This is a genomic window from Streptomyces sp. NBC_00193 (assembly GCF_026342735.1).
Classification (GTDB): Bacteria; Actinomycetota; Actinomycetes; order Streptomycetales; family Streptomycetaceae; genus Streptomyces; species Streptomyces stoeckheimensis.
Genome location: NZ_JAPEMM010000001.1, coordinates 1,082,962 through 1,109,916, shown reverse-complemented (window position 1 = coordinate 1,109,916; position 26,955 = coordinate 1,082,962). Strand labels below are relative to the sequence as shown.

General features: G+C 71.9%; 16 protein-coding genes and 2 pseudogenes. 10 read left to right on the top strand and 8 right to left on the bottom strand.

Annotated features, from left to right (window positions below):
- Nucleotides 1–122 precede the first annotated feature (122 nt).
- Together OG898_RS04515 and OG898_RS04510 are read left to right on the top strand one after the other, a co-directional pair.
- A pseudogene (locus OG898_RS04515) lies at nt 123–227 on the top strand (MerR family transcriptional regulator); the annotation flags it as partial.
- 10 nt (nt 228–237) lie between these two features.
- Nucleotides 238–378 (top strand): annotated as a pseudogene (locus OG898_RS04510) (thiol reductase thioredoxin); the annotation flags it as partial.
- On the opposite strand, the gene glgB reads toward OG898_RS04510, so the two are convergent.
- The 4 genes from glgB to OG898_RS04490 all read right to left on the bottom strand — a co-directional run bounded on the left by glgB (nt 356) and on the right by OG898_RS04490 (nt 7,970).
- Nucleotides 356–2,680 (bottom strand): 1,4-alpha-glucan branching enzyme, encoded by a 2,325-nt coding sequence (gene glgB / locus OG898_RS04505; protein WP_323184814.1) that lies wholly within the window; start codon nt 2,678–2,680, stop codon nt 356–358. The pseudogene OG898_RS04510 and the gene glgB overlap by 23 nt on opposite strands.
- On the bottom strand, nt 2,677–4,122 hold the full coding sequence (locus tag OG898_RS04500; protein WP_250744788.1) for a phosphotransferase: 1,446 nt from the start codon (nt 4,120–4,122) through the stop codon (nt 2,677–2,679). Before OG898_RS04500 ends, glgB begins: the two co-directional genes overlap by 4 nt.
- Before the next feature lie 144 nt (nt 4,123–4,266).
- On the bottom strand, nt 4,267–5,979 hold the full coding sequence (treS, locus tag OG898_RS04495) for a maltose alpha-D-glucosyltransferase (protein ID WP_266955101.1): 1,713 nt from the start codon (nt 5,977–5,979) through the stop codon (nt 4,267–4,269).
- On the bottom strand, nt 5,976–7,970 hold the full coding sequence (locus tag OG898_RS04490; RefSeq protein ID WP_266955099.1) for an alpha-1,4-glucan--maltose-1-phosphate maltosyltransferase: 1,995 nt from the start codon (nt 7,968–7,970) through the stop codon (nt 5,976–5,978). The genes treS and OG898_RS04490 overlap by 4 nt, the downstream gene beginning before the upstream one ends.
- Before the next feature lie 464 nt (nt 7,971–8,434).
- Between OG898_RS04490 and glgP the strand changes: the two genes are divergently transcribed.
- Nucleotides 8,435–11,080: an alpha-glucan family phosphorylase gene (glgP, locus tag OG898_RS04485; RefSeq protein ID WP_250744791.1), complete on the top strand. Its 2,646-nt coding sequence runs from the start codon at nt 8,435–8,437 to the stop codon at nt 11,078–11,080.
- A 27-nt stretch (nt 11,081–11,107) separates the two neighbouring features.
- Here the strand turns inward: glgP and OG898_RS04480 are convergent, their stop codons facing one another.
- Nucleotides 11,108–12,118: an Lrp/AsnC family transcriptional regulator gene (locus OG898_RS04480; RefSeq protein ID WP_266960076.1), complete on the bottom strand. Its 1,011-nt coding sequence runs from the start codon at nt 12,116–12,118 to the stop codon at nt 11,108–11,110.
- Between the two features lie 184 nt (nt 12,119–12,302).
- Here OG898_RS04480 and OG898_RS04475 point away from each other — a divergent pair, with 184 nt between their 5' ends.
- Together OG898_RS04475 and OG898_RS04470 are read left to right on the top strand one after the other, a co-directional pair.
- Complete coding sequence (locus OG898_RS04475) at nt 12,303–13,913, top strand: MFS transporter (RefSeq protein WP_266955096.1); 1,611 nt, start codon at nt 12,303–12,305, stop codon at nt 13,911–13,913.
- Nucleotides 13,914–14,103: 190 nt separating this feature from the next.
- A complete protein-coding gene (locus tag OG898_RS04470; RefSeq protein ID WP_250744793.1) occupies nt 14,104–14,622 on the top strand; it encodes a hypothetical protein in 519 nt (172 codons plus the stop codon).
- 65 nt (nt 14,623–14,687) lie between these two features.
- On the opposite strand, the gene OG898_RS04465 is transcribed toward OG898_RS04470, so the two are convergent.
- Nucleotides 14,688–16,157, bottom strand: a complete 1,470-nt coding sequence (locus OG898_RS04465; RefSeq protein WP_266955094.1) for a nitronate monooxygenase — start codon at nt 16,155–16,157, stop codon at nt 14,688–14,690.
- Between the two features lie 239 nt (nt 16,158–16,396).
- Nucleotides 16,397–18,667 (bottom strand): M4 family metallopeptidase, encoded by a 2,271-nt coding sequence (locus OG898_RS04460; RefSeq protein WP_250744795.1) that lies wholly within the window; start codon nt 18,665–18,667, stop codon nt 16,397–16,399.
- Between the two features lie 440 nt (nt 18,668–19,107).
- Here OG898_RS04460 and OG898_RS04455 point away from each other — a divergent pair, with 440 nt between their 5' ends.
- Nucleotides 19,108–20,526 carry a sugar transferase gene (locus tag OG898_RS04455; protein ID WP_266955091.1) on the top strand — a complete coding sequence of 473 codons (1,419 nt, stop codon included), beginning with the start codon at nt 19,108–19,110 and terminating at the stop codon, nt 20,524–20,526.
- A gap of 24 nt (nt 20,527–20,550) precedes the next feature.
- On the opposite strand, the gene OG898_RS04450 is transcribed toward OG898_RS04455, so the two are convergent.
- Nucleotides 20,551–21,516 carry a GDP-L-fucose synthase gene (locus OG898_RS04450; RefSeq protein ID WP_250744797.1) on the bottom strand — a complete coding sequence of 322 codons (966 nt, stop codon included), beginning with the start codon at nt 21,514–21,516 and terminating at the stop codon, nt 20,551–20,553.
- 257 nt (nt 21,517–21,773) lie between these two features.
- Between OG898_RS04450 and gmd the strand changes: the two genes are divergently transcribed.
- From gmd to OG898_RS04430, 4 genes are all read left to right on the top strand, one after another.
- Nucleotides 21,774–22,787 (top strand): GDP-mannose 4,6-dehydratase, encoded by a 1,014-nt coding sequence (gmd, locus tag OG898_RS04445; protein ID WP_250744798.1) that lies wholly within the window; start codon nt 21,774–21,776, stop codon nt 22,785–22,787.
- 254 nt (nt 22,788–23,041) lie between these two features.
- On the top strand, nt 23,042–25,813 hold the full coding sequence (locus OG898_RS04440; protein WP_250744799.1) for a LamG-like jellyroll fold domain-containing protein: 2,772 nt from the start codon (nt 23,042–23,044) through the stop codon (nt 25,811–25,813).
- Between the two features lie 79 nt (nt 25,814–25,892).
- Entirely contained in the window at nt 25,893–26,576 is a 684-nt protein-coding gene (locus OG898_RS04435; protein WP_266955088.1) for a hypothetical protein, read from the top strand.
- A gap of 104 nt (nt 26,577–26,680) precedes the next feature.
- Nucleotides 26,681–26,893: a hypothetical protein gene (locus tag OG898_RS04430; RefSeq protein ID WP_250744801.1), complete on the top strand. Its 213-nt coding sequence runs from the start codon at nt 26,681–26,683 to the stop codon at nt 26,891–26,893.
- Nucleotides 26,894–26,955: the final 62 nt, after the last annotated feature.

Sequence of the window (26,955 nt, the reverse complement as noted above, 5' to 3'; positions counted from 1 at the left end):
GACCCGACCGATCCGAACCGGCCACCCGTCCCCTCCGTGCTCCATGAGGCGGAGGCCCTCGCTCACGGGGGTGGCGAGGGCCTCCGAACCCGCTCCTTGCCTTGACGTCGGGGCCATGCGACCGGCGCAAGCTCACCGAACTGGACGGCCTGATCGGCCGCCTCGGCGAGGTGCGCGACCAGGTCGCGAGCCAGCTCGCCGAAGCCGAAGCCGAAGCCGAGGCCGAAACGGCCGGGCCACGGCGTGCTGTCCATGCCGACCCTGCTCGTCTTCCACGACGGCGAGCCCGTCCTGCAGCTGGTCGGAGCCCGCGCCAAGCGCAGGCTCCTCCAGGAGCTGGAAGGGGTCCTGGCCGCTACCGGCGCGGCATCGGGCTGAGCCAGACCGTCGCCAGGGGCGGGAGGGTCAGGCGCAGGCTCGCCGCCCGGCCCTGGGCGGGGACCGGCTCGGGGCGCACCGGCTGGGTGTGGTGGACGCCGCTGCCGCCGTAGAGCTGCTGGTCGGTGTTGAGGACCTCCCGCCACAGCGGCACCTCTTCCGGGACCCCGATCCGGTACCCGTGCCGGACCACCGGCGAGAAGTTCGAGACGCACAGCAGCTGCGAGCCGTCCTGCGCGAAGCGGAGGAAGGCGAAGACGTTGTCCTCCGCGGCGTCCGCCTCCACCCAGGCGAAGCCCTCCGGCACGGTGTCCCGCTCCCACAGGGCCGGAGCCGCCCGGTAGGTGCGGTTCAGGTCGCCCACGAGGCTGCGTACGCCCCGGTGGTCACCGGCCGCCGCGTACGAGGAGTCCAGCAGCCACCAGTCCGGACCGTACGTCTCGGACCACTCCGAGCCCTGCGCGAACTCCTGCCCCATGAAGAGCAGCTGCTTGCCCGGGTGGGCCCACATGAAGCCCAGGTACGCCCGGTGCGCGGCCCGCTGCTGCCACCAGTCACCGGGCATCTTCGACACCAGCGATCCCTTGCCGTGCACCACCTCGTCGTGCGAGATCGGCAGCACGTAGTTCTCGCTGAACGCGTAGACCATCCCGAAGGTCATGTCGTGGTGGTGGTACTTGCGGTGCACCGACTCCTTCGACGCGTACCGCAGGGTGTCGTGCATCCAGCCCATGTTCCACTTCAGGCCGAAGCCGAGCCCGCCCGTGTCGGTGGGCTGCGTGACGCCCGGCCACGCCGTGGACTCCTCGGCGATCGTCACCACGCCCGGGCAGCGCCGGTAGACGGTCGCGTTCATCTCCTGGAGCATCGCCACCGCGTCCAGGTTCTCCCGCCCGCCGTGCTCGTTCGGCGTCCACTCGCCGTCCTTGCGGGAGTAGTCGAGGTAGAGCATCGAGGCCACCGCGTCCACGCGCAGCCCGTCCACGTGGAACTCCTGGCACCAGTACACGGCATTGGCCACCAGGAAGTTGCGCACCTCCCGGCGCCCGTAGTCGAACTCCAGCGTCCCCCAGTCCGGGTGCGCGGCCCGCTGCGGGTCGTGGTGCTCGTACAGCGGCCGGCCGTCGAACTCGGCGAGCGCCCAGTCGTCGCGCGGGAAGTGCGCCGGCACCCAGTCGACGATCACCCCGATCCCGGCCCGGTGCAGCGCGTCCACCAGGAACCGGAAGTCGTCCGGGGTACCCATCCGGGAGGTCGGCGCGTAGAAGCCGGTGACCTGGTAGCCCCAGGAGCCGCCGAAGGGGTGCTCGGCGACCGGCATCAGCTCCACGTGCGTGAAGCCCAGCTCCGTGACGTACGCCGGCAACTGCTCGGCCAGCTGCCGGTACGAGAGCCCGGGCCGCCAGGACGCCAGGTGCAGCTCGTAGACGGAGAAGGGGGCCTGGTGCGGCGGGCGCTCCCCGCGCCGGGCCATCCACTCCGCGTCCTGCCAGACGTAGGAGGAGGCCGTCACCACCGACGCGTTGGCCGGCGGGACCTCGGCGTGCTTGGCCATCGGGTCGGCGCGCAGGGTGTGCGAGCCGTCCGGGCGGGTGATGTCGTACTTGTACAGGGCGCCCTCGCCGACGCCGGGCAGGAACAGCTCCCACACGCCGGTCGCCCCGAGCGAGCGCATCGGGTAGGCGACCGAGTCCCAGTACGAGAAGTCCCCGCTGACCCGCACCCCCTGCGCGTTCGGCGCCCACACCGTGAACCGGGTGCCCGCCACGCCCTGGTGCTCCATCGGCTCCGCGCCGAGCGCCGTCCACAGCTCCTCGTGCCGGCCCTCGCCGATCAGGTGCAGGTCGAGCTCGCCCAGCGCGGGCAGGAACCGGTAGGGGTCGTGGACCTCCACCTCGTCGCTGTCGTACGTCACCAGCAGCCGGTAGTCCGGCACCCCGGCCAGCGGCAGCAGCCCGGAGAACAGCCCGTCGCCCTCGTCGAGGAGCTCGGCCCGCAGCCCCTTGGCGACGATGGTGACCGCCTTCGCGTACGGACGCAGCACCCGGAAGGACACCCCGCCCCGCTGGGCCCGGGCCCCGAGCACCCCGTGCGGATCGTGGTGGCGGCCCTCCAGCAGCCGGGCCCGTTCCTCCGCGCCCAGCACCGGCGCCGGCCGGACCCCGTGCGCCGGAGCCGCCCGCCGGGCCCTGGGGGCCCGGGGCTTCTTCACGGGCTCGGCGGTGTCGACGGCGTCTGCGGTGTCGACACGGGTCTTGGCTTCGTCGCGGACGGTCGGTGACGGCTGTCGTGCGGCGCTCACGCGAGCGGCCTCCTCGGGGGCTTCGGGTGGAGGGTGGGGGATCCTGGGGCGGGGAGCTGCGTGCGGTGCGACGGCGGACGCTGCGGCTCCGAGAGCCGCCGGATCGCCGCCATCGGCACGTGCAGCCAGTCGGGGCGGTGCCGGGACTCGTAGCGGGCCTCGTACACCGCCTTGTCGGTCTCGTAGGCGCGCAGGAGCACGGGGTCCTCGCGCGGGTCCCGGCCGGTCGTGCGGGCGTAGCCCTCGCAGAAGGCGGCCCGGCAGTCGTCCGCCCAGGCGGGGGCGAACGGCCGGTGCGAGCGGGCCGCGTAGTCGAAGGAGCGCAGTATCCCGGCGATGTCCCGGACCGCCGGCTCGGGGCGGCGCCGGTCGGCCAGCGGCCGGGCCGGCTCGCCCTCGAAGTCGATCAGCGCCCAGCTGCCGTCGGCGGTGCGCAGGGTCTGGCCCAGGTGCAGGTCCCCGTGGATGCGCTGGGCGGACACCCCGGTCCCGCGGGAGGCGGCCAGTGCGTCGAAGGCGCCGCGCAGCCCCGCCTCGTAGGGGCGCAGGGCCGGTACCTCGCGGGCGGTGGCGGCGAGCCGGGCCGTCATCCCGGCGGCCAGCCGGGCCGTCTGCTCCGGGCCCAGCGCGACGGTGGGCAGGGCCCCGGCCAGTGCGCTGTGCACCTCGGCGGTGGCCCGGCCGAGCGCGTGCGCCTCGGCGGTGAAGTCGGCCCCGGTGCGCAGCCGGTGCAGCGCGAGCTGCCAGCCGTCGTCGGAGCCGCGCAGGTACGGCTGGAGCACGCCCAGGGTCAGCGGTTCGGAGCCGGGCAGCTCGGCCTCGTACCAGGCGACCGGCGCGGGCACCCGGGCGCAGCCGGCGGCGGCCAGGGCCCGGGGCAGCTCCAGGTCGGGATTGACCCCGGGGCCGACCCGTCTGAAGATCTTCAGGATGTACGAATCCCCGTAGATCAGCGAGGAGTTGGTCTGCTCCCCGGACAGCGGCCGGGGGGTGGGCGCCTCGGGGATCACGGCGGCCGGATCCCGGTCGAAGCGGAGCGGTCCGAGGGTGCCGGGGGAGCGCAGCCGCTCCAGCAGCAGCGAGGCGAGCCGCGGATCGCCCAGTCCCTCGTAGACCGCCAGGCCGGCGTACGGGCCCTGCTCGGCGCGGCCGATCAGCGCGGGCGCGAGGGCCGGCGGCAGCGGGCTCGGGCGGATGCCGAGCAGGAGCTGGTAGCAGTCCCCGTCCACGTCCAGCAGCAGGTGCAGCAGTCCGGCGGCGGATCCGGGCGGCAGCAGTTCGGCCGCCGAGATGGTCCTGAGCCGTCCGATGGCGCGGCCCTTGCCCGCGAACCAGCGCTGCGCGGGCAGCCAGGCCCGCAGCATCGGTTCCAGGGGGCCGAGCCCGAGCCCGGCGGCCCGGTCGGCGGTGAGCCGATCCCGGGCGGATGCAGCCTCCGACATGGCGTCGCGTCCTTTCCCCGGGCCGTCAAAGAATGCGCAGAGTGTCCCGGATCGCGGTGTGTGCTTCTCCGGTGTGAGCGAGTGTCGGGTCAGAAGGGTCCGTACAGGGGCGGGCGATTGACCCATTCGCCCGCCCTCGTGCGTCTACGCGCGCGGCGGTTGCGCTTCCGAGCGCAGGCGGAACCAGTAGAAGCCGTGGCCCGCCAGGGTCAGCAGGTACGGCCATTCGCCGATCGGCGGGAAACGGACGTCGCCGGTGAGTTCCACCGGGACCCGCCCGTTGAACGACCGCAGGTCCAGCTCGGTGGGCTGCGCGAAGCGCGAGAAGTTGTGCACGCACAGCACCAGGTCGTCCCCGTACTCACGGAGGAAGGCGAGCACCGCCGGGTTGGACGAGGGCAGTTCGGTGTACGAGCCCAGTCCGAAGGCCGGGTTGGCCTTGCGGACCTCGATCATCCGGCGGGTCCAGTGCAGCAGCGAAGACGGTGAGGCCATCGCCGCTTCGACATTGGTCACCTGGTACCCGTGGACCGGGTCCATGATGACCGGCAGGTTCAGCCTGCCCGGATCGCACGAGGAGAAACCGGCGTTGCGGTCCGGGGTCCACTGCATCGGCGTGCGCACGCCGTCGCGGTCGCCGAGCCAGATGTTGTCGCCCATGCCGATCTCGTCGCCGTAGTACAGCACCGGCGAACCGGGCAGCGACAGCAGCAGGGCGGTGAACAGTTCCATCTGGTTGCGGTCGTTGTCCAGCAGGGGGGCGAGCCGGCGCCGGATGCCGATGTTGGCCCGCATCCGCGGGTCCTTGGCGTATTCGGCGTACATGTAGTCGCGCTCTTCGTCGGTGACCATTTCGAGCGTGAGCTCGTCGTGGTTGCGCAGGAAGATGCCCCACTGGCAGCGGTCCGGGATCGCCGGGGTCTTCGCCAGGATTTCGGAGACCGGGTAGCGGGACTCTCTTCGGACCGCCATGAAGATGCGCGGCATGACGGGGAAGTGGAAGGCCATGTGGCACTCGTCCCCGCCCTTCTCGAAGTCCCCGAAGTAGTCGACGACGTCCTCGGGCCACTGGTTCGCCTCGGCGAGCAGCACGGTGTCCGGGTAGTGCGCGTCGATCTCGGCGCGGACCGCCTTGAGGAGGGTGTGGGTGCGCGGCAGGTTCTCGCAGTTGGTGCCCTCCTCGGCGTACAGGTAGGGCACGGCGTCGAGGCGGAAGCCGTCGATCCCGAGGTCGAGCCAGAAGCGCAGCGCGGAGACGATCTCCTCGACGACGGCCGGGTTCTCGTAGTTGAGGTCCGGCTGGTGGGAGAAGAACCGGTGCCAGTAGTACTGCTTGCGGACCGGGTCGTACGTCCAGTTCGACGTCTCGGTGTCGACGAAGATGATGCGGGCGTCCTGGAACTGCTTGTCGTTGTCGGCCCACATGTAGTAGTCGCCGTAGGGACCGTCCGGGTCCTTGCGGGACTGCTGGAACCACTCGTGCTGATCGCTCGTGTGGTTCATCACGAAGTCGATGATCACCCGCATGCCGCGGGTGTGCGCCGCGTCCACGAACTCCACGAAGTCGGCGAGGTCGCCGAATTCGGGCAGCACGGAGGTGTAGTCGGCGACGTCGTAGCCCCCGTCGCGCAGGGGAGAGGCGAAGAACGGCGGCAGCCACAGGCAGTCGACGCCGAGCCACTGGAGGTAGTCCAGTTTGGCGGTGAGCCCCTTGAGGTCACCCACGCCGTCGCCGTTGCTGTCGTGGAAGGACCGTACGAGGACCTCGTAGAAGACCGCCCGCTTGAACCAGTCGGGATCGCGGTCCTTGGCGGGGGTGTCCTCGAAGGTGTCGGGGACGGGATCGTTGATCATCATGAGATGGGTGACCCTCCGGTGGGCGGGGACGGTCGCAGAGCCGCCAGTACGTGCGCGGGCGTGCGGCCCGGTTCCAGGCGCACGTAGTTGGCCCTGCCCCAGTGATAGGTCTCGCCGGTGAGCTCGTCGCGCACCGCGAGGGACCCGTGCCAGTCGAGGCCGAGTACCGGCATGTCCAACGAGACCGTCGCCTCCTGGGTGTGGTGCGGATCGAGGTTGACGACCACCAGTACGGAATTGCTCCCCGCGTGCTTCGAATAGGCGATCACTTGTTCGTTGTCGGTCGGGTGGAAATGGATGTCGCGCAGCTGCTGGAGCGCAGGGTTGCGCCGGCGCAGCCGGTTCAGGGAGGTGATCAGCGGGGCGATGGTGCGGCCCTCGCGGTCGGCGGCGGCCCAGTCGCGCGGGCGCAGCTCGTACTTCTCGGAGTTCAGGTACTCCTCGCTGCCCTCCTCGACCGGGGTGTTCTCGCAGAGCTCGTAACCGGCGTAGACCCCCCAGGTGGGGGAGAGCGTGGCGGCGAGGACCGCGCGGACCTCGAAGGCGGGGCGGCCGCCGTGCTGAAGGTATGCGTGCAGGATGTCGGGGGTGTTGACGAAGAAATTCGGCCGCATGACGGAGGCGGAGCGGGTGTCCGCGAGCTCGGTCAGGTACTCGGTCAGCTCGGCCTTGGTGTTGCGCCAGGTGAAGTACGTGTAGGACTGCTGGAAGCCGACGGCGGCCAGCGCCCGCATCATCGCGGGGCGGGTGAAGGCCTCGGCGAGGAAGATCACGTCGGGGTCGGACTTGTTGATGTCCGCGATCACCTTCTGCCAGAAGACCACCGGCTTGGTGTGCGGGTTGTCGACCCGGAAGATCCGGACGCCGTGCTCCATCCAGTGCCGCAGGATCCGCACCGTCTCCCCGACGATGCCGGCCATGTCGGCGTCGAAGTGGATCGGGACGATGTCCTGGTACTTCTTCGGCGGGTTCTCCGCGTACGCGATCGTCCCGTCGGCGCGGTGCCGGAACCACTCCGGGTGCTTCTCCACCCACGGGTGGTCCGGGGAGCACTGCAGGGCGAAGTCGAGCGCCACCTCGATGCGCAGCTCGCGGGCCCTGGCGACGAAGGCGTCGAAGTCCTCGATGGTGCCGAGCTCGGGGTGGACCGCGTCGTGGCCCCCCTCGGTGGAGCCGATGGCCCAGGGCACACCCGGGTCCCAACTCCCCGCGGACAGCGTGTTGTTCGGACCTTTGCGGTACGTGCTCCCGATCGGGTGGATCGGCGGCAGGTACACCACGTCGAAGCCCATCGCGGCGACGGCGGGAAGCCGCTCGGCGGCGGTCCGGAAGGTCCCGCTGACGGGAGCCTCGCCGGGCTCCAGCACCGCCCCCTCCGACCGGGGGAACATCTCGTACCAGGAACCGAAGAGGGCCCGCTTGCGCTCGATCAGCAGCGGCAGCGGCTTGGAGGCCGTCACCAGCTCCCGGAGCGGGCGCTTCGCCAGCAGCGCGTCGATGCGCGGGCCGAGGGCGGCCGCGTACCGCTCGGCGACGGGCCGGTCCTCGTCGCGCATCACGTCCGCCGCGGCCAGCACGTGCTCACGGCCGTCCCGCTTGGGAATCTTCGCGGCGGCCCGCTCGTAGAGCTCGGCGCCTTCCAGGAGGGTGAGCCCGGTGTCGATCCCGGCCGGGATCTTCACCGCCGCGTGGGCCCGCCAGGTGCCCACCGGGTCGCTCCACGCCTCGACGGTGTAAGTCCACCTCCCCTCGATCTCGGCGGACACCCGCGCCCCCCACCGGTCGGTACCGGGAGCGAGCTCGGACAGGGGCACGGGGGGCCGCAGCCGCCCGCTCGGATCTCGGAGGACGACATGGGCCGCCACGGCGTCGTGCCCCTCGCGGAACACGGTGGCGGAAATCTCGAAGACCTCGTCCACGACCGCCTTGGCGGGTCTGACGCCGCAGTCGACGGCGGGGCGGACGTCCAGCACGGGAATGCGACCGATCATGATGGGATCACCTGGGGGCAGTTCGCAGGGCTCGGTGACAACAGGCCAGCCGGCAAGGCAGCTGGTAGTGCACGCTCTGTTCGCTCTGTTTCTAGCCGCTCGGAAGACGGCTGGGCTGCGGGCATGGCCGCTCCTGTCCGCGTTCACTCGGGTGGCGGGAGAGGTCGGGGGGAGGTGCGCCGTGCGCGTACCCGGGGAGCCCTTCCCACTCCAGCCCGGCCCAACCCGCGTGCTCGGTTAACTACTCGTACGTAGTGGAACGCCTGCCCGGTCTCCCCGGCCCGACACCCGCCCATGCTCCGTCAACTCGGAGAGGACTACCGGATGTCCACCGGCCCGCGGCCGCCCGCCGGAGGCGGCATGGTCCGGGAGGAGTCGGGGCGCTAGCCTTCCGAGGGTGACGCTCGCGGTGCACAGCGTGGTGCGGCCGCTCCGATCCGTAATCCCCTGCGAAGGTGGAACGCGTGAAGGCTATCCGTCGATTCACCGTGCGCCCCGTCCTCCCCGAGACCCTCTCGCCGCTCGCCGACCTCGCGCGCAACCTGCGCTGGTCCTGGCACGCCGAGACCCGTGAACTCTTCCAATCCGTCGATCCCGAGGGCTGGCAAGCCGCCGGCGGGGATCCCGTCCGGCTGCTCGGCGCCGTGTCCGCCGCGCGGATCGCCGAGCTCGCCGGGGACCGGCGGTTCCTGCGCAGGCTCGCCGTCGCCGCCGCCGACCTCGATGACTACGTCCACGGCGGGAGGTGGTACCAGAGCCACGAGGCCGCAGCCGAGCTGCCCGCCGGCATCGCCTACTTCTCGCCCGAGTTCGGAATCACCGCCGCCCTGCCCCAGTACTCCGGCGGACTCGGCATCCTCGCCGGGGACCACCTCAAGGCCGCCAGCGACCTAGGCGTCCCCCTCATCGGTGTCGGACTGCTCTACCGGCACGGCTACTTCCGCCAGTCCCTCTCCCGGGACGGCTGGCAGCAGGAGCACTATCCGGTCCTCGACCCCAACGAACTGCCCCTCGCGCTGGTGCGCGAGGAGGACGGGACCCCCGCGCGGGTGTCCCTGAGCCTCCCCGGCGGCCGGGCCCTGCACGCCCACGTGTGGCAGGCCCGCGTCGGCCGGGTGCCGCTGCTGCTCCTCGACTCCGACGTCGAGGACAACGACGCCGTCGCCCGCGAGGTGACCGACCGGCTCTACGGCGGCGGCAGCGACCACCGGCTGCTCCAGGAGATGCTCCTCGGCATCGGCGGGGTCCGGGCGGTGCGCGCCTACTGCCGGATCACCGGGCATCCCGACCCCGAGGTCTTCCACACCAACGAGGGCCACGCCGGGTTCCTGGGACTCGAGCGCATAAGGGAACTGGAGGGAGCGCAGGGACTCGGCTTCGACGCCGCCGTCGAAGCCGTCCGGGCCGGCACCGTGTTCACCACGCACACCCCCGTCCCCGCCGGCATCGACCGCTTCGACCGGGCCCTGGTCGCCCGCCACTTCGGCGACGGCGGCGAACTGGCCGGCGTACCCGTCGACCGGATCCTGGCCCTCGGCGCCGAGACGTACCCCGGCGGCGACCCCGGGGTGTTCAACATGGCGGTGATGGGCCTGCGCCTCGCCCAGCGGGCCAATGGGGTCTCCACCCTGCACGGCGCCGTCAGCCGCGAGATGTTCGCCGGGCTGTGGCCGGGATTCGACCCCGTCGACGTGCCCATCACCTCGGTCACCAACGGCGTGCACGCCCCGACCTGGGTGGCGCCCGAAGTGGTGAAGCTCGGCGTGAAGCAGATCGGCGCCGGCCGCACCGAGGACGCGCTCTCCGTCGGCGGCTCGCAGCGCTGGGACGCCGTCGCCGACATCCCCGACCAGGACGTCTGGGACCTGCGCCGGGTGCTCAGGGAACAGCTCGTCCAGGAGGTACGGGACCGCCTGCGCGCCTCCTGGCGCCAGCGCGGGGCCGCCGCCGCCGAACTGGGCTGGGTGGACTCCGTGCTCGACCCCGACGTGCTGACCATCGGGTTCGCCCGCCGGGTGCCGTCCTACAAGCGGCTCACGCTGATGCTGCGCGACCCCGACCGGCTGCGCCGCCTGCTGCTGGACCCGGACCGGCCCGTGCAGATCGTGGTCGCGGGCAAGGCGCACCCGGCCGACGACGGCGGGAAGCGGCTGGTCCAGGAGCTGGTGAGGTTCGCGGACGACCCCCGCGTGCGCCACCGGATCGTGTTCCTGCCCGACTACGGCATGGCCATGGCCCAGAAGCTCTACCCGGGCTGCGACGTCTGGCTCAACAACCCGCTGCGCCCGCTGGAGGCCTGCGGCACCAGCGGGATGAAGGCGGCCCTGAACGGCTGCCTCAACCTGTCCGTCCTGGACGGCTGGTGGGACGAATGGTTCGAGCCGGACTTCGGCTGGGCCATCCCGACCGCCGACGGACTCGGCGCCGACGAGGACCGCCGCGACGACCTGGAGGCGAACGCCCTCTACGACCTGATCGAGGGCCGGGTCGCCCCCCGGTTCTACGACCGGGCCGGACAGGCCGGACTCCCGGTGCGGTGGATCGAGATGGTCCGGCGCACCCTCGTCTCGCTGGGACCCAAGGTGCTCGCGGGCCGCATGGTGCGGGAGTACGTGGAGCGGCTCTACGCTCCGGCCGCGCTCTCCCACCGCGCCCTGACCCCGGACGCGGCGCGGGACCTCGCCTGGTGGAAGGGGCGGGTCCGCGCGGCCTGGCCGCAGCTCACCGTCGAGCACGTGGAAGCCCTGACGGCGGGTCCGGTCGGCGGCACCGCCGAACTCGGGGCCACCCTCACCCTGCGCGTGCAGGTCTCCCTCGACGCCCTGGCCCCCGAGGACGTGGAGGTCCAGGCCGTCGCGGGCCGGGTCGACGCGCAGGACGTGATCCAGAGCGGGCGGGCCTTCCCGCTCAAGCCCGCCGGCGGACCCGACCTGGAGGGCCGCTGGCTGTACGAGGGCCCGCTCGCCCTCGACCGTACGGGGCCCTTCGGCTACACCGTACGGATCATGCCGGCGCACCCACTGCTGGCGACCCCGGCCGAACTGGGCCTGGTCGCGGGCCCCGCCACGGGCACCGACACCGACGCGGGAGGCGGCGTGGTGCTGCGCTGACGGCCCCGGCCGCTCGGCAGCAGGTGTTCAGGGGGCGGGCGGCGGATCCACCAGCCGCCCGTCCTCCACCAGCATCCCGGCCCGCTTGACGCTGCGCAGGGCCGGGATCACCTCCACCTGCCCCACCCCGTCCACCGCGCCGATCCGCTCGGTCAGGTACGTGTACAGCGCGTCCGTGTCCCGGCACACCACCACCGCCATCAGCGAGGCGGCCCCGGTCACGGCCGCCGCGAAGGCCACCTCGCGGTGGCCCGCCAGCGCCGCCCCCACCTGCGCCAGCCGGGCCGGCGGGACGGTCAGCACGATCGTCGCCTCCGCCTCGTAGCCGAAGAGCGCCGGGACGAACTCCACGTCGAAGAAGACCGCCCCCACCTCGCGCAGCCGCTCCAGCCTGCGCCGCGCGGTGGACTCCGACAGACCACTGGCTCGCGCCAGTTCCGGGTACCCCGCGCGGCCGTCCCGGCCCAGCACCGAGAGCAGGGCCAGCTCCGCCTCGTCGAGCGCGTACCGCTGCGGCCCCGGCTGCGCGGCGGGCCGTTCCAGGGCCGCCGTCCGGTCGGGGCGCAGGACGTCCAGGCCCACCCAGGCGTCGGGGCCGCCGAAGAACTTCCGCAGGATGGTGTGGGCGCTCACGCCGGTCACCCGGCGGGTCCGCGGCAGCTTCTCCAGCAGCAGGGCGTCCCGGTCCTGGCGGGTACGGGCCCGGGTCATGCAATGGATCTCGGTACCGCCCGAGCCCAGGGTCACCCACGCGATGTCCGGGCGGCGGGCGAGCGCCTCGGCCACCGGGAGCGCGGCGTCGGGGGCGCACTGCACCCGGAGCCAGGACTCGAACAGTCCGACCCGGCTGCCCAGCGGCAGCCCGACGACCCGGATCAGGCCGGTGGTCCGCAGCCGCCGGTAGCGCCGTACGACGGTCTGGTCGGAGACCTCCAGCACCTCGGCCAGCCGGCTGAAGGGGGCCCGGCCGTCGATCGTGAGGGCCTGGACCAGGGACCGGTCGAGCGGGTCCAGCTCCGTTTCGTTCACGGTTTCCATCATCACAGACCCGGCCGTGGGTGAAATCCGCCGCCGGAGGGCTGCTGGGTGGGGGTGGGCCGCGGCGTGCTGGCACCGTGTGGGAAGCGGAAGCCGTGCCCCGCCGGGCCCCGGTGGCCGCCGGCCGCCCACCGGTTCTCCGCCCCGTCCCACCCCTGCCTTCGGACATCCCAGGAGTACCCCCATGCGCAAATGGCTGCCGTTGACGGCGGTGTGTCTCGGAGCCTTCATGCTCCTGGTCGACGTCACGATCGTGACCGTCGCCCTGCCCGACATGGCCGCCGACATGCGGACCGGGTTCTCCGGACTCCAGTGGGTGATGGACGGCTACGCCCTCGCCCTGGCCGCCCTGCTGCTCGGCGCCGGATCGCTCGCCGACCGGATCGGCCGGCGCCGCGTCTACCTCGGCGGGCTCGGACTCTTCGCCGCCGCCTCCCTCGCCTGCGGCCTGGCCCAGGGCCCGGCCGCGCTCATCGCCTTCCGCGCCGTCCAGGGCATCGGCGGCGCCGCGATGTTCGCCACCACCATGGCCCTGCTCAGCTCCGCCTACCAGGGCCGCGACCGGGGCGTCGCCTTCGGCGTCTGGGGCGCGGTCAACGGAGCGGCCGCCGCGGCCGGCCCGATCATCGGCGGGCTGCTCACCGAGCAGTTCGGCTGGCGCTGGATCTTCTTCATCAACCTCCCGGTCTGCGCCCTCGCCGTGTACGTCACCCTCAAGGCCGTCACCGAGTCCCGCGACCCGCACGCCAAGGGCCTGGACCTGCCCGGCATGGCCACCTTCACCGCCGGCGCCGCGGCCGTCACCTACGCCCTCATCCGCGGCGGCGAGAACGGCTGGACCTCCGCCGGCACCCTCGGCCTGTTCGCCCTGGGCGCGGCCTCCTTCGCCGCCTTCGTCCTCGTCGAACTGCGCGGCTCCCGCCCGATGCTGGACCTCTCGCTCTTCCGCAGTCCGGTCTTCGTCGCCGTGATGACCGCATCGCTGCTGATGTCCGGCGCCGCCTTCGGGTACCTGATGTACGTCTCCCTGTGGCTGCAGACCGGCGAGGGCATGGGACCGGTCGGGGCCGGACTGGCCCTGCTGCCGCTGAGCCTGGCCGGCTTCGTCGTCGCCGCGGCCTCCGGCAAGCTCCTGCACGGGGCCTCCCCCCGGATCACCATCGGCGGCGGACTGCTCCTCATCGGGGCCGGGGCACTGCTCCAGGGCTGGATGCTGGACGCGGGCGACGGCTGGACGGCGCTGGTGCCGGGCCTGGCCGTCACCGGCGTGGGCGTCGGACTGATCTCCCCGGCCCTGGCCGCCGCCGCGATGGGGGCCGTGCCCCCGGCCCGGGCGGGAATGGCGGGCGGTGCGCTGAACACCGCGCGACAGCTGGGCATGGCCCTGGGCATCGCGGTGCTCGGCGCGGTCTTCCACACCGGGCTGGCCGACGGCCTCGCCGGCTCCGGGCAGCCGCAGGGCACGGCCGCGGCGCTGGCCGGCGGCGGGGCGGCACGGCTGCTGGACACCGTTCCGGGGGCCGGGCCCTGGGTGGAGGCGGCCTTCGCGAACGGGCTGCGCGACACCTTCTGGGTCTCGGGGGCGATGGGCCTGGCGGGGGCGCTGGTCCTGTTCGTGCTGGTCCGCAGGCCGGCCGCCATTGCTGCGGCTCCCTCTGCCGCTCACGCTCCCGCCGGTGCTCCGGCCGCGGTGCCGGAGCCGGTGCCGGTGCCGGTGCCGGTGCCGGTGCCGGTGCCGGTGCCGGGTCAGGGCTCCGGGGCGGCGGACCGGGCGGCCGGAAGCGCCGCCGTCTGAGTGGCCCGTACGCCCCGGATCCAGCCCGGATCCGGGGCGTTCGCGCGTTCGGTTCCGGAGGGGACCGTGAGGGTGAACCTTCGAACGCGCTGCCGTGCCGAATCGTTTCTTCGCGTGCGTCCGCTCCTACGCTGCCCGCGGATGCCCACCGCACCAGGCATCCGAGGAACCCGAGGAACGGACTCCCCCCATGCGTCTTCGCACCACCGCCACCGCACTCGTAGGAGCCCTCGCGCTGGTCCTGCCGACCGCCGGGCTGTCGTACGCCAACGACCACGACGACCGCGAGAACCTCGGCACGCTGCACTACCGGTACAGCGACAACGGTGACACGCGGCACGGCCGGATCGAGCCCGCCGACAACGACACCTGCTACCAGCTGACGAACGCTTCCCGGAACCACCCGGCCTTCCAGGTGCGCAATGACACGGATTCGCTGGCGGTGCTGTTCGAGGACCGCTCCTGCGGCGGCCAGGCCGTGGAGACGCTGGAGCCGGGCGAGCGGGCGGACGACCTGGCGGTCCGCTCGGTGTTCTTCAAGCCGACCGACGACGAGCACCACCACGGCCGCCACGATGGACGGTACGACGACGACGGCCGTGACGACTGGCGCGACGACGAGGACCGCAGCATCGGCGGGCGCGCCGCCGCCGCACCGGCCGACGAGACCTCGGCCATCCTCGACTCGGTCTTCGGCTCCATCGGCTGATCCCACGGACGTGCCGAGGGCCCGGCTCCCCTGGGGGAGCCGGGCCCTTCATCTGTCTCGGTGCCTCAACGGCCGGCGGGCCGCTCCGCGCCCGCCGCGAGCCAGTGCACCACGTCCGCGGCCGTGTAGGCCTCGGCGTCCGGAGCGAGCTGCGGGAGGAACGACAGGTCCTTGCCGATCGTCACCAGCGGGGGTTCCACCCGGCCGTGCGGCCGGCGCTGGGCCAGCCCGATCGTGGCCAGCAGGCCGTTGCACAGGCACTGGCGGCCCTTGGTGTCGGACGCCTCGCCGCCCTTGCGGACGTACGCGGCGACCGGCTCGGCCGCGCACCGGTAGACCACACCGCGCGGACCCCGTACGGGAGTGCGCAGGAAGCCGAGGTCGCAGACCCGGCGCCGGGCCTCGGACACCTCCGGCTCGGAGACCGTCCCCGGCAGGTCCGCCACCTTGAACGGGAAGGAAGTCGGGGAGGCCTCGGGGTCGTTGCGGACCGAGAGGGTGCCGGCGTGGGCCTGGTCCAGCAGCTCCTCGCGCAGGTGGCGGGCCATCCCCGACTCCTCGCACAGGGCGAACGCGCTGCCGACCTGGACCCCGGCCGCGCCCTCCGCGAGCGCCCCGGCCACGGCCTCGGGGCTGGCCTGGCCGCCCGCGAGCCAGAACGGCAGCCCGAGCGCCGCCATCTTGGCGAGGTCGGGGCTGTCGCGCGGGCCGTAGACCGGCTCCCCGTCCTCGTCGAGCTTCATCGGACCGCGCGGCGGGGCGCTGTGCCCGCCGGCCTGGCTGGTCTCTATCACGAAGCCGTCGGGGCGGGTGATCTCGTCCCGGGCCAGGTAGGTGGCCAGCACCGGGAGCGAGACGATGGCCAGCACGTGGGGGCGGCGCAGCGGGCCGGGCAGGTGCCCGGCGAGCAGGGCCGCGGGGTCGAAGAGGTGCTCCAGGGGCTCGTCCCCGTGCGGCCCCGCCTCCACGTGGATCTTGGTCACGCAGCGTTCGTAGCGCGCCAGCCTCGAGGCGAGGGCAGGGATCTGACCGGGGACTCCCGCGCCCACGAGCACGTAGTCGACGCCTGCCAGGATCGCGCCGAACATTGCGGGGGCTGTGGCGAGCTGGATCTTCTCCAGGTAGTTGATGCCGACGACACCGTCATGTCCCTCCTTGGCGAGCCAGACCTCGACGAAGTTGCCGAGGACGGTGAGGATCTCGGCCTGCGATCCGCCCGTCGCCCGCAGTCGCGGGGTGGTGCGCATCGCCACGCCGTCCGCGAGGCCTTCCTCGCGGAAGTAGAGGTCGAGGGCGGACTGGGCGAGCTCCGGCAGCGGGAAGGCCGCCAGTGCCCGGCGGGCGTGGCCGCCGGGGTCGCCGGTCTGCAGCACGCGGGCCAGTACGACGTCCAGGGCCGTGCCGGAGACCACGCCCAGCTGGCCCTCGCCGGAGACGGCCCTGGCCAGCCTCCAGCCGGAGACTCCGACGCCCATGCCGCCCTGGATGAGCCAGGGGTGCTGCGCGGCGGGGGTGTTCGTGGGGGTCTGCGGCATGGGTCACGTCCTCGGAATCACCCGAACCTACGGTTCCGTAGGTTCGCTGATTTCCACTATGACGCCGGCCCGGCCGGACGACGGGCGCCGAAGGTCCCGGCCCTGGGGGTACGTGGACCCGCAGGCCGGGGCCCAATGGAACGGGGCCCATGGAACAGGGCCGCCCGGGGAGGTCTTCTCCCGGGCGGCCCCGTGGTCTAGCGGTTCAGCTCTGGTTCACGGACGGACCCCGGTGGGGGTCAGAAGGTGAGCTTCCAGCTGTCGATCTTTCCGGTGTCGAGGTTCGCGTTGTCGTTGACCCGGAGCTTCCACACGCCCTGGGCGACCTCGGAGGAGGCGTTGACCGTGACGGACTTGATGATGTTGTCCGCGCTGCCACCGGTCCGGTTGTGCAGGTTGTACAGGGTGCCGTCGGGGGCGACGAGGTCGACCTTCAGGTCACCGATGTACGTGTGGAGGATGTTGAGGTCCACCTTGAGGGTGCTCGGGGCGTTGCCCGTGCGGTTCACGGTGATCGGGGACTCGACCGTCGCGTTGTCGGCGATCGCGTAGTCGGCGGTGTTCTCGAACACCGTCTGCTGCGAGGTGCCGACGGTCCAGGCGAAGGACGCCGTACCGGTCTGGTTCGCCGAGTCCGTCACCGTGACCGTCGTGTTGTACGTACCGGCGGTGGAGGCGGTCCCGGTGATCAGGCCGGTCGAGGAGTTGATCGACAGACCGGTCGGCAGACCGGAAGCCGCGTAGCTCAGGGCGCCGGCGTTGCTGCTGCTGGCCTGGATCTGGAGGCTGACGGCGCTGCCCGTGACGGTGTTCTGGCTACCGGGGTTGGTGACCGAGACGCCGACGGGGATGCGGGCGCCGACGTTGATGGCCGCCCAGGCGTTGGCCGCGTTGTTGTACGTGACCGAGCCCGCACCGTAGAGGTCGGCGGCGGCCTTCAGGGTCTGGACGCGGGCGTCGGCGTAGTTGGTGGTCGACTTGAAGTAGCCGACCGTCAGCGCGCGGAACCAGATCTTCGAGGCGGCGTCGCGGCCGATCGCGGTGACCGGGAGCCCGTCGGAGGTCGGCGAGTCGTAGCTCACCCCGTTGACGACCTTGGCGCCGGAGCCCTCGGAGGCCAGGTAGTACCAGTGGTTGGCCGGGCCCGAGGAGTAGTGGACGTCGATGGAGCCGATGCCCGAGTACCACGCGTCCTTGGACGAGCCGTCCTTGCTCGGCTTGTCCATGTAGCGCAGCGGGGTGCCGTTGCCGCGGATGTCGATCTTCTCGCCGACCAGGTAGTCGCCGACGTCGTTGGCGTTGTTGGCGTTGAACTCGACGGCCGCCGCCATGATGTCGGAGGTCGCCTCGTTGAGGCCGCCGGACTCACCGGAGTAGGTCATGTTGCCGGTGACCGAGGTCAGACCGTGGGTCATCTCGTGCGCGGCCACGTCGATCGACGTCAGCGGCTTGGCGTTGCCCGTGCCGTCGCCGTAGGTCATGCAGAAGCAGGAGTCGCTCCAGAACGCGTTGACGTACGCGTTGCCGTAGTGGACCCGGGTGTACGGGGCCACGCCGTCGTTGCGCAGGCCGTTGCGGCCGTGCACGTTCTTGTAGTAGTCCCACGTCAGCTGGGCGCCGTAGTGCGCGTCGGCGCCGGCGGTCTCCCGGTTCGAGGGAAGACCGTTGCCCCAGGTGTCGTCCGGGCCCGTGAAGAGGGTGCCCGTGCCGCTGCCCGTGCCCCCGTTGAGGTCGTAGGTCTTGTGGTTGCCGCGCCCGGCGTCGGTCAGCGTGAAGTTGCTGCCCGAGGCCGAGGTGCCCAGCGTGACCTGGCCGGAGTACATCGTGTTGCCGACGCCGGTCTCGATGGCCTGCCACTGGGTGATCTTCGCGCCGGTCTTGGCGTTGGTGACCACGTGCAGTTCGCTCGGGGTGCCGTCGTGCTGGATGCCGCCGACGACGGTCTCGAAGGCGAGGACCGGGACGCCGGAGGCGGCCCAGATCACCTTGCGCGCGGCCTTGGAGGCCTTCGCGTCCTTGGAGCCCTCGGCGTTGGCGGAGGAGACCGCCAAGCCCTCGGCCGAGGCCGGGGTGACGGTGGCGTTGGTGTCCGCGACCTTGATCTCGGCGTCGGTGGCCTTGGTGACGCTCTTGGTGACGCCGCCCTTGGCGTGGACGGTCAGGTCACCGCCGAGCACCGGTATGCCGTCGTAGGTGCGCTCGTACGTGGTGTGCGTGGTGCCGTCCGCGTCCTTGACGACGTCGCGGACGACGAGCTTCTCCGTGCCGCCGAGGCCGAGGGCCTTGGCCGCCTGCACAGTGGTGGAGTTGGCCTCGGCCAGGAGCGTCGCACGCTCCGAAGCGCTGAGTGCGCGGTTCTCCGCGCCGGGGTTGACCTGGGCGACCGAAACAGCCTGCGACGCGGTGGCGTCGGCGTTGGCGGATCCGGTCTGGATGCCTACGGCGAGGAGAGCGGCCGCGGCAACAAGCGCGCCGGCCGTGGTGGCACGCCGCTGGGGGGTGGGACTCAACGCAGACTCCTTCTGCAAGGGGGGTTCCGGATGGCTGGGTGGGCCTCCGGGCAGATCGGGCTGGTGCGAAGAACGGTCGAAGAGTGCCACTTGAGCGCTGGGATGTCAGGGCCGCGTCAAAAGGTTGGCCGGAAATCGTTCGTTGTCCGAAGAGACGTATCCGGTATGCGGAACATTCACTTTGGGATGAGAGGGGGGCGCGTCCCGCGGTCGGAATGCGGACGGCCGGCGGCTAACGCTTGGGCAACAAGATGTCCGGTTCCGGGAAACGGCATTTACCGTACTGGCGTTTGTCGTACTGTTTCCCGGTGCGCCTGACGTCCACGGTTTGGGGAAGCCGCGGACTCGCGCCACCGTCATAGACCACGTGCCAGGGGGGCCTCATGAGGCATGTCCATATACCTGTGCAAAGAGTGGCCGGCTCGGCCAGGAAGTCGGCCATGCCGGCCAGGGGCCTGCGCGACAAGGCCCGTTGGTACCTGCCCGCCGCGGTCGCCGCGGACCTGATCGGCGCGGGAGTCCCCGTCGGCCTGGTCTTCGAGGCCGCCCAGCAGGCACGGCCGATGTTCTGCGCCCTCGGCACGGCCCTCGCCTGGACCGGCGTGCAGCTGATGCGCCGGCGCTACGCGGGCCGCGCGCTCGGCGAATCCCGAGGAGTCCTGCCGGTCCTGCACGACTGGCTGATTCTGATCGGCGTACTCGCCGTGGCCCGCGTGGTCACGGGTGAGAACACCCCCCGGCTGTCCGCCCTCGGCGCCCTCGTACCCGCCCTGCTGATCACCATCGCCTGCCACAAGCTGACCTACCGCCACCTCTCCGCCGCCCGGCGCGAAGCCCAGGCGGTGAGCCGGGTCCTGGTCGTCGGGGAGCCCGACGCCGCCGAGTCCGTCATCGGACACCTCGCCGCGCGCACCGACCACCCCTACGTGGTGGTCGGCGTGGTCCCGGTGGGTCCCGGCGGCCTGGACAGCGGGGTGCCCGTGGCCGCGCGCCTCGGCTCCGCGATGGCGCAGTCCCCGAACGGGGACTCCGCCGCCGTGCTCGATGCCGTCGACGCCCACCGCGCCGACCTGGTGCTCGTCGCACCCGGTGCCCGGCTCGCGGGGGAGCGGCTGCGGCGGATCTCCTGGGCCCTGCACGACGCCGGGCTCGAACTGGCTGTCTTCCCCGGGCTGGTGGAGGTCTCCGTCAAGCGCCTGGAGACCCTGTCCGCGGGCGGCCTGGCCATCCTGCGGGTGATGCCGCCGGTGAGCCGCGGCATGCAGCCCCTGCTGAAGTCCGTACTGGACCGGGCGGGCGCGGCGCTCGGACTGGTCCTGCTGGCGCCGGCCTTCCTCGCCATGGTCCTGGCGATCCGCTGCGGCTCGCGCGGGCCCGCCTTCTACCGGCAGCGGCGCATAGGCCGCGACGGGGTCCCCTTCGTCATGTGGAAGTTCCGCACGATGGTCGTGGACGCCGATGCGCAGAAGGCCGAGCTGTCCGGGGCGAACGAGAACGACGGCCTGATGTTCAAGATGCGCCGCGACCCCCGGGTGACCCGGGTGGGACGGCTGCTGCGCCGCACGTCCATGGACGAACTGCCGCAGCTCATCAACGTGGTGGCGGGCAACATGTCACTGGTCGGCCCGCGCCCGCCGCTGCCGGAAGAGGTGGCCGAGTACGACGAGGTCGAACTGCGCCGGCTCGCGGTGCGGCCCGGGATGACCGGGCTGTGGCAGATCAGCGGGAGGTCCGACCTCTCGTGGGACGAGACGATCCAGCTCGACCTGCAGTACGTGGACAACTGGTCGTTCACCAGTGACGTCGACGTCATGGGCCGCACGCTCCGCGCCGTGGTCGACGGTCGCGGAGCCTACTGAGGCACCGGGGATCCCGCCTTGGGATCAGCTCCGTCCGCCGTCCTGCCCGTTGCTCTGCTCGCGCCACCAGGCGTACGTGGCGGCGATGCCCTCGCGCAGCGGGACCGCGGGCTTCCAGCCGAGCCCGCGCAGCCGGGTCACGTCCAGCAGCTTGCGGGGCGTCCCGTCGGGCTTCGAGGTGTCCCAGGCGAGCCTGCCGCGGAAGCCGGTCACCTCGGCGACCGTCTCCGCGAGGGCCTTGATGGTCAGGTCCTCGCCACAGCCGATGTTCACCGGCTCGGCGCCGTCGTACTCGCGCAGCAGCACGGCGCACGCCGCGGCCAGGTCGTCCACGTGCAGGAACTCCCGGCGGGGCGTGCCCGATCCCCACAGCGTGACCTCCTCGCGCCCCTCGGCGGCGGCCTCGTGGAAGCGCCGGATGAGGGCGGGCAGGACGTGCGAGGACTCCAGATCGAAGTTGTCGCCCGGGCCGTAGAGGTTCGTGGGCATGGCCGAGATGTACGAGGCCCCGTACTGCTTGCGGTACGACTGGACCTGGACGATGCCGGCGATCTTCGCCAGGGCGTACGCCTCGTTCGTCGGCTCCAGCGGGCCGGTCAGCAGGGCGTCCTCGCTGATGGGCTGCGGGGCCAGCTTGGGGTAGATGCAGGAGGAGCCGAGGAACAGCAGCCGGCCGACCTCCGCCGCGTGCGCCCCGGCGACGACGCTCAGCTGGATCTTGAGGTTGTCCTCCAGGAACTGCACCGGGAACGTGCTGTTGGCCATGATCCCGCCGACCTTGGCGGCGGCCAGGACGACGGCGTCGGGCCGGACGTCCCGCAGGTACGCCCCGGTCGCGGCGGCATCGCGCAGATCGAGGTCGGCGCGGCCGCGGGTGAGCACCTCGTACCCGTCGGCGGTGAGCCGGCGGACGACCGCGGACCCGACGAGGCCGCGGTGGCCGGCGACGAAGACGCGGGCGTTCGGGGGCAGGAACGGCGAACTTGTCATACCGCCGATGATGCCAGTCCGCCGGCCGCCGTTTCACGGGGGAGGCCGGGCCAGGCCGGCCCGCCGGGGAGGCCGGCCCCGGCCCGCCCGCCGGGGGTCCGATCCGGTGGGAGGGGGCCTGGACGGAGCGTGTACGGTACCGGTCTGGTACCCGTCTCCAGCCCCCTGGGGGCGGAACCCCGCAGCATCCGGGGCGCAGCCCCGGGCCACGACCGCACCGCACCGCACCGCACCGCAACGATCCCCAGGGGGACCCCATGGGCAAGACCGCGCTGATCACCGGCGTCACCGGGCAGGACGGCTCGTACCTCGCAGAACTCCTGCTCTCCAAGGGCTACACGGTGCACGGGCTCGTGCGGCGGTCCTCCAGCTTCAACACGGAGCGGATCGACCACATCTACCAGGACCCGCAGACGGCGAACCGTTCCCTCGTCCTGCATCACGCCGACCTCTCCGACGGCGTCGCCCTGGTGAACCTGCTCCGCGAGATACGCCCCGACGAGGTCTACAACCTCGGCGCCCAGTCGCACGTCCGCGTCTCCTTCGACGCCCCGCTCTACACCGGCGACGTGACCGGCCTCGGCGCCCTGCGCCTGCTGGAGGCGATCCGGGCCAGCGGCGTGGACACCCGCATCTACCAGGCCTCCTCCTCGGAGATGTTCGGCGCCACCCCGCCCCCGCAGAACGAGGCCACCCCGTTCCACCCGCGCAGCCCGTACGGCGCCGCGAAGGTGTTCGCGTACTGGACGACGGTGAACTACCGCGAGGCGTACGGAATGTTCGCCGTGAACGGGATCCTCTTCAACCACGAGTCCCCGCGCCGCGGCGAGACCTTCGTGACCCGCAAGATCACCCGCGCGGTCGCCCGGATCAAGGCGGGCCTCCAGGAGAAGCTCTACCTCGGCAACCTCGACGCCGTCCGCGACTGGGGCTACGCCCCCGAGTACGTGGACGCCATGTGGCGGATGCTCCAGCAGGACGAGCCCACCGACTATGTCGTGGCCACCGGGGTCGCCGCCACCGTCCGCGAGTTCGTCGAGGCCTCCTTCACGCACGCCGGTCTCGACTGGAACGAGCACGTGCGCTACGACCCCAAGTACGAGCGCCCCAGCGAGGTCGACGCCCTGATCGGCGACGCCTCCAAGGCCCACGACCTGCTCGGCTGGAAGCCGACGGTCCTGGTGGCCGAGCTGGCCAGGATCATGGTGGATTCCGACATCCGGCAGGTCGAGGACCAACTGGCGGGGGCCAGCGTCCGCATCGACCGCTGAGGCCTTATATTTCGCCTACGATTTGCCCTGTCCCGGTCATGCGCGCAGCCAACGGCGGGCGTGGCCGGGGCAAATCCGCCGTATGTCCGTAGTGCTCCATCCGCGACCGGACCCGTTGATTCCAAGTTGGTATGCAATGGGTCAAGCGTGGTGACCAGGCCCTTCGCTGAGCCCTAGTCTGCGCCAAGTACATATGGCTGTTCCGAAAGATGCCGAACCAGCCATTCAAGCCGGGCAATTGCCCTGGGGGGCTCATGCGTAGATCCAGAGGGCTGACTGCTGCCCTCGCCCTGTCACTGGCCGGCGCCGGCACCGCGATAGGCCTGGTGCTGATACCCGAGGCGTCGGCCATCACGCAGCCGGTGGCCTTCACCGCCGACAACCTGCCGACGTGGCAGCCCAACGGGATCGTCTGGGCGATGGCCGAGGCCAACGGCACCGTCTTCGCCGGTGGCACCTTCTCCGCCGTCCGCCCGCCCACCGGCGGCGCCGGTGCGGAGCAGGAAGCCGTGAACTTCGTCGCGCTCGACGCGGCGACCGGTGCCCCCACCGCCTGCAAGCTCTCCTTCACCATCGGCGACGGCAGCGCGACCGTGCGCGCCCTCACCGTCTCGAAGGACAAGAAGACCCTGTACGCCGGCGGCTACTTCGCCGCCGTCAACGGAACCCCGGTCAACAGCGTCGCCGCCATCGACATCGCGACCTGCACCCCCAAAGCCTCGTTCCACCCGAAGTTCCCCGCCACCGTGCGCGCGCTCGTCGCCTCCGACAGCACCCTGTACGCGGCAGGCGACTTCAGCACCGTCGAGGGCGCGGCCCGCGAGCGGTTCGCCGCGGTCGACGCCACCTCCGGTGCGCTCAAGCCCTTCGTCGCCAACGCCGACGAGCCCGGCCGCGCGCTCCAGCTCAGCAGCGACGGCAAGAACGTCCTGCTGGGCGGTGACTTCTTCACCGTCAACGGAGCCCAGAGCCACGCGCTCGCCGTCGTGAACGCCACCACCGGAGCCGTCGCCAAGACGTACGGCACCATCCCCTCGATGTCGGTCATCAAGTCCATCACGGCCGACGCCACGGGCTACTACACCGGCGCCGAGGGCACCGGCGGCTTCGACGGCCGCGTCGCCCTCGCCACCGACTTCAACGAGAAGTGGCGCGACCAGTGCCTGGGCGCGACCCAGTTCGTGCTGCCGTACGACGGAGTCCTCTACAGCTCCTCGCACGCGCACAACTGCACCTCCGAGGGCGAGTTCCCGGACGGCAAGCGCCACTTCCTGCTGGCGCAGAACACCGACTGGGCCGCCGGCCAGGCCCCCGCGCCCGTGGGCGGATTCGTGCGCAGCCCGGGCAAGCTCGGCTGGCACCCCACCGCCAACGACGGCCTCGGCGAGGGCATCGGCCCGCGCGTGATGGCCATCGCGGAGACGGGCGCCACCAAGTACATGTGGGTCGGCGGTGAGTTCACCCTCATCAACGGCAAGGCCCAGCAGGCCCTGACCCGCTTCGCCTCCACCGGCGACGTCGGCGCCCCGACCACCCCCGTCGCGAGCGTCTCCAGCGTCAAGCCCGGCGAGGTCCAGGTCCGCTGGCGCGCCAGCTACGACGCGGACGACAGCAAGCTGACCTACCGCATCTACCGCAACGGCTCCGCGACCCCGATCGCCACCGTCAGCGCGAACTCCCTGGAGTGGCTGCGCCAGCAGGCCTCCTGGACGGACGCCACGGTCAAGGCCGGCGTGTCCTACAGCTACCGGGTCACCGCCACCGACGCGGCGGGCAACACCAGCGCCCTGTCGGCCACCGTCTCGGTCTCGGTCCCGACCACGGTCAGCGCGTACCCCAACCAGGTCCGAGAGGACGGCGCCAACCTGTACTGGCGCTACGACGACGTCGTCAGCCCGTACGTGGCCGACTCCTCGGTCTCCGGCAACACCAGCGGCATCCAGCTCAACGCCCCGGCGCTGCGCCAGACCCCCGGCGCCGTCACCGGAGCCAGCACGGCCATGGGCTTCAACGGCACCAGCCAGCAGGTGTACAGCGACCACCGCCAGACGGTCGGCAGCAGCTACACGCTGGAGACCTGGTTCAAGACGAACAGCACGCGCGGCGGCAAGCTGCTCGGCTTCGGCACCAACCAGGACCGCAACAGCAACCTGTACGACAAGCACCTCTACATGACCAACACCGGCCGGATCTTCTTCGGGGTCAACCCGGGCTCCACGAAGACCGTCTCCACCGGCCTGCTGGACACGTACAACGACAACAAGTGGCACCACGTCGTCGCCACCCAGGGTCCCGCCGGCATGGCGCTGTACGTGGACGGCCAGTCCAAGGGCACCCTGAACGTCACCGGCTCCCAGGCGATCGAGGGCTACTGGCACGTCGGCGGCGACAACCTCGCCGGCTGGCCGTCCCGGCCGACCAGCAACTTCTTCGCCGGCCAGATCGACGAGACGGCCGTCTACCCGAAGGTGCTGACCGAGGCCCAGGTCAAGAACCACTACAACCTGGCCAAGGCCGCCACGGACACGGTCTCCAAGGTCACCGCGACCGAGGACACCTACATCAACCAGGGCGCTCCCAGCACCGCCTACGGCGCGTCCGCCTCGCTGGCCGTCCGCGGCACCTCGGCCTACGAGACGTACCTGCGCTTCGACATCCCGGCCGCCCCGGCCGGCACGGTGCTGAAGTCCGCGTCCCTCCAGGTCAAGACCACGACCGTGGCGAGTGCCGGCACCACCGACACCGTCTCGGTGGTCCCGGTCACCGGTACGTGGAGCGGTGCGGGCACGACCTTCAACAGCAAGCCCACCCTGGGCACCACCCCGCTCGGCTCCTTCGCGGGAGTGCCGGACGGTTCGGCGGTCCAGAGCACGTCGCTGGACACCGCCGCGCTCTCCGCGGTGCTGGGCAGCAGCTACAGCCTGGGCCTGACGAGCACGGGTACCAACCCGCTGTGGATCTGGTCCTCGGAGTCCACGGCCGTGGACGCCAAGCCGCAGCTGACCCTCACCTTCGGCGCGAAGTAACCGCTTGACGGAGTGCGGGGCCCGGCCGCTTCGACGGCCGGGCCCCGCACGCCCATCTCATACGTACGGGAGCCACCTCATGTACCGACGCTCCGCAGCGGCCGCTGTGCTGCTCGCCGCCGCCCTGACGCTGACGGCCTGCAGTTCGGGCGGCGACGGCAAGGACGAAGTCTCGGCCGCCTCGCCCAAGCCGCCGGCCGTCTCGTCGGCCCCCGACCCGGCCGACGCCACGGACACCCCGGCGCCGGCCTCCCCGGACGCGAAGCCGACGGGTCCCGTCCTGCCGGACGCGAAGCTCGTCCCGAAGACGGGCAGCTTCACCGCGCCGCAGAAGCAGTACCTGAGCGGCAGGGTCCCCGAGAAGATGGACCCGGCGGCCGTCCTGCAGAGCGGCCAGGAGGCCTGCCAGCGGGTGGAGCGCACGGCGAAGCGGGACAAGGACGCGGCGGTCGGCGCCCTCGTCGCCGGGGAGATCCCGGGCGCCAAGGACGCGATCACCTTCCTCTGCCCGGAGCAGAAGCCGGTCCTCGACGCGGCGGCGAAGGGCTTCCCGGACGGTACGAAGGAATCCCCGGCGGCGGGCACCTACCGCGCGCTGACCCAGAGCACGACGTGCACCTGGGAGGCCAAGGGCAAGGACGGCGCCGCCCTCGCCTCGGGCCCGGAGACCCCGCTGAAGCCGGGCGACAAGATCACCGCCAAGATCCCGGCCGGCACGGCCCAGTTCGTCTCGAACGGCTGCTACGCCTGGATCCCGGCGTAGTCCCTCCTCCACCCCGCCCCGAACGCAAACGCCCCCGCATCGGGGGCATCCGCGCCTCCAGACGGCGGGGCTGCACCCCGTCCACGAATCTGGAGGCGAATGCGATGAGGGGCATCAGCGGCTGCATAGGCCTGATCGTGGTGGGGGCCATCCTCACCTTCGCGAGCGACTGGCAGCTGCAGAGCGTCAACCTCGACCTGGTCGGGGTCATCATGATGGTCGCGGGCGCCATCGGCCTCGCGGTCTACGCGAGCGTCCTCAAGCGCCGCCGCGTCGGCGCCCTCCCGGTGGTCGACGAAACCCGCCGCGGCCTCTGAACCGAACCCGGAGCCGCGGCCGTGCACAGCGGGCTCCCGACCGGCACCTTCGGTGAAACCGG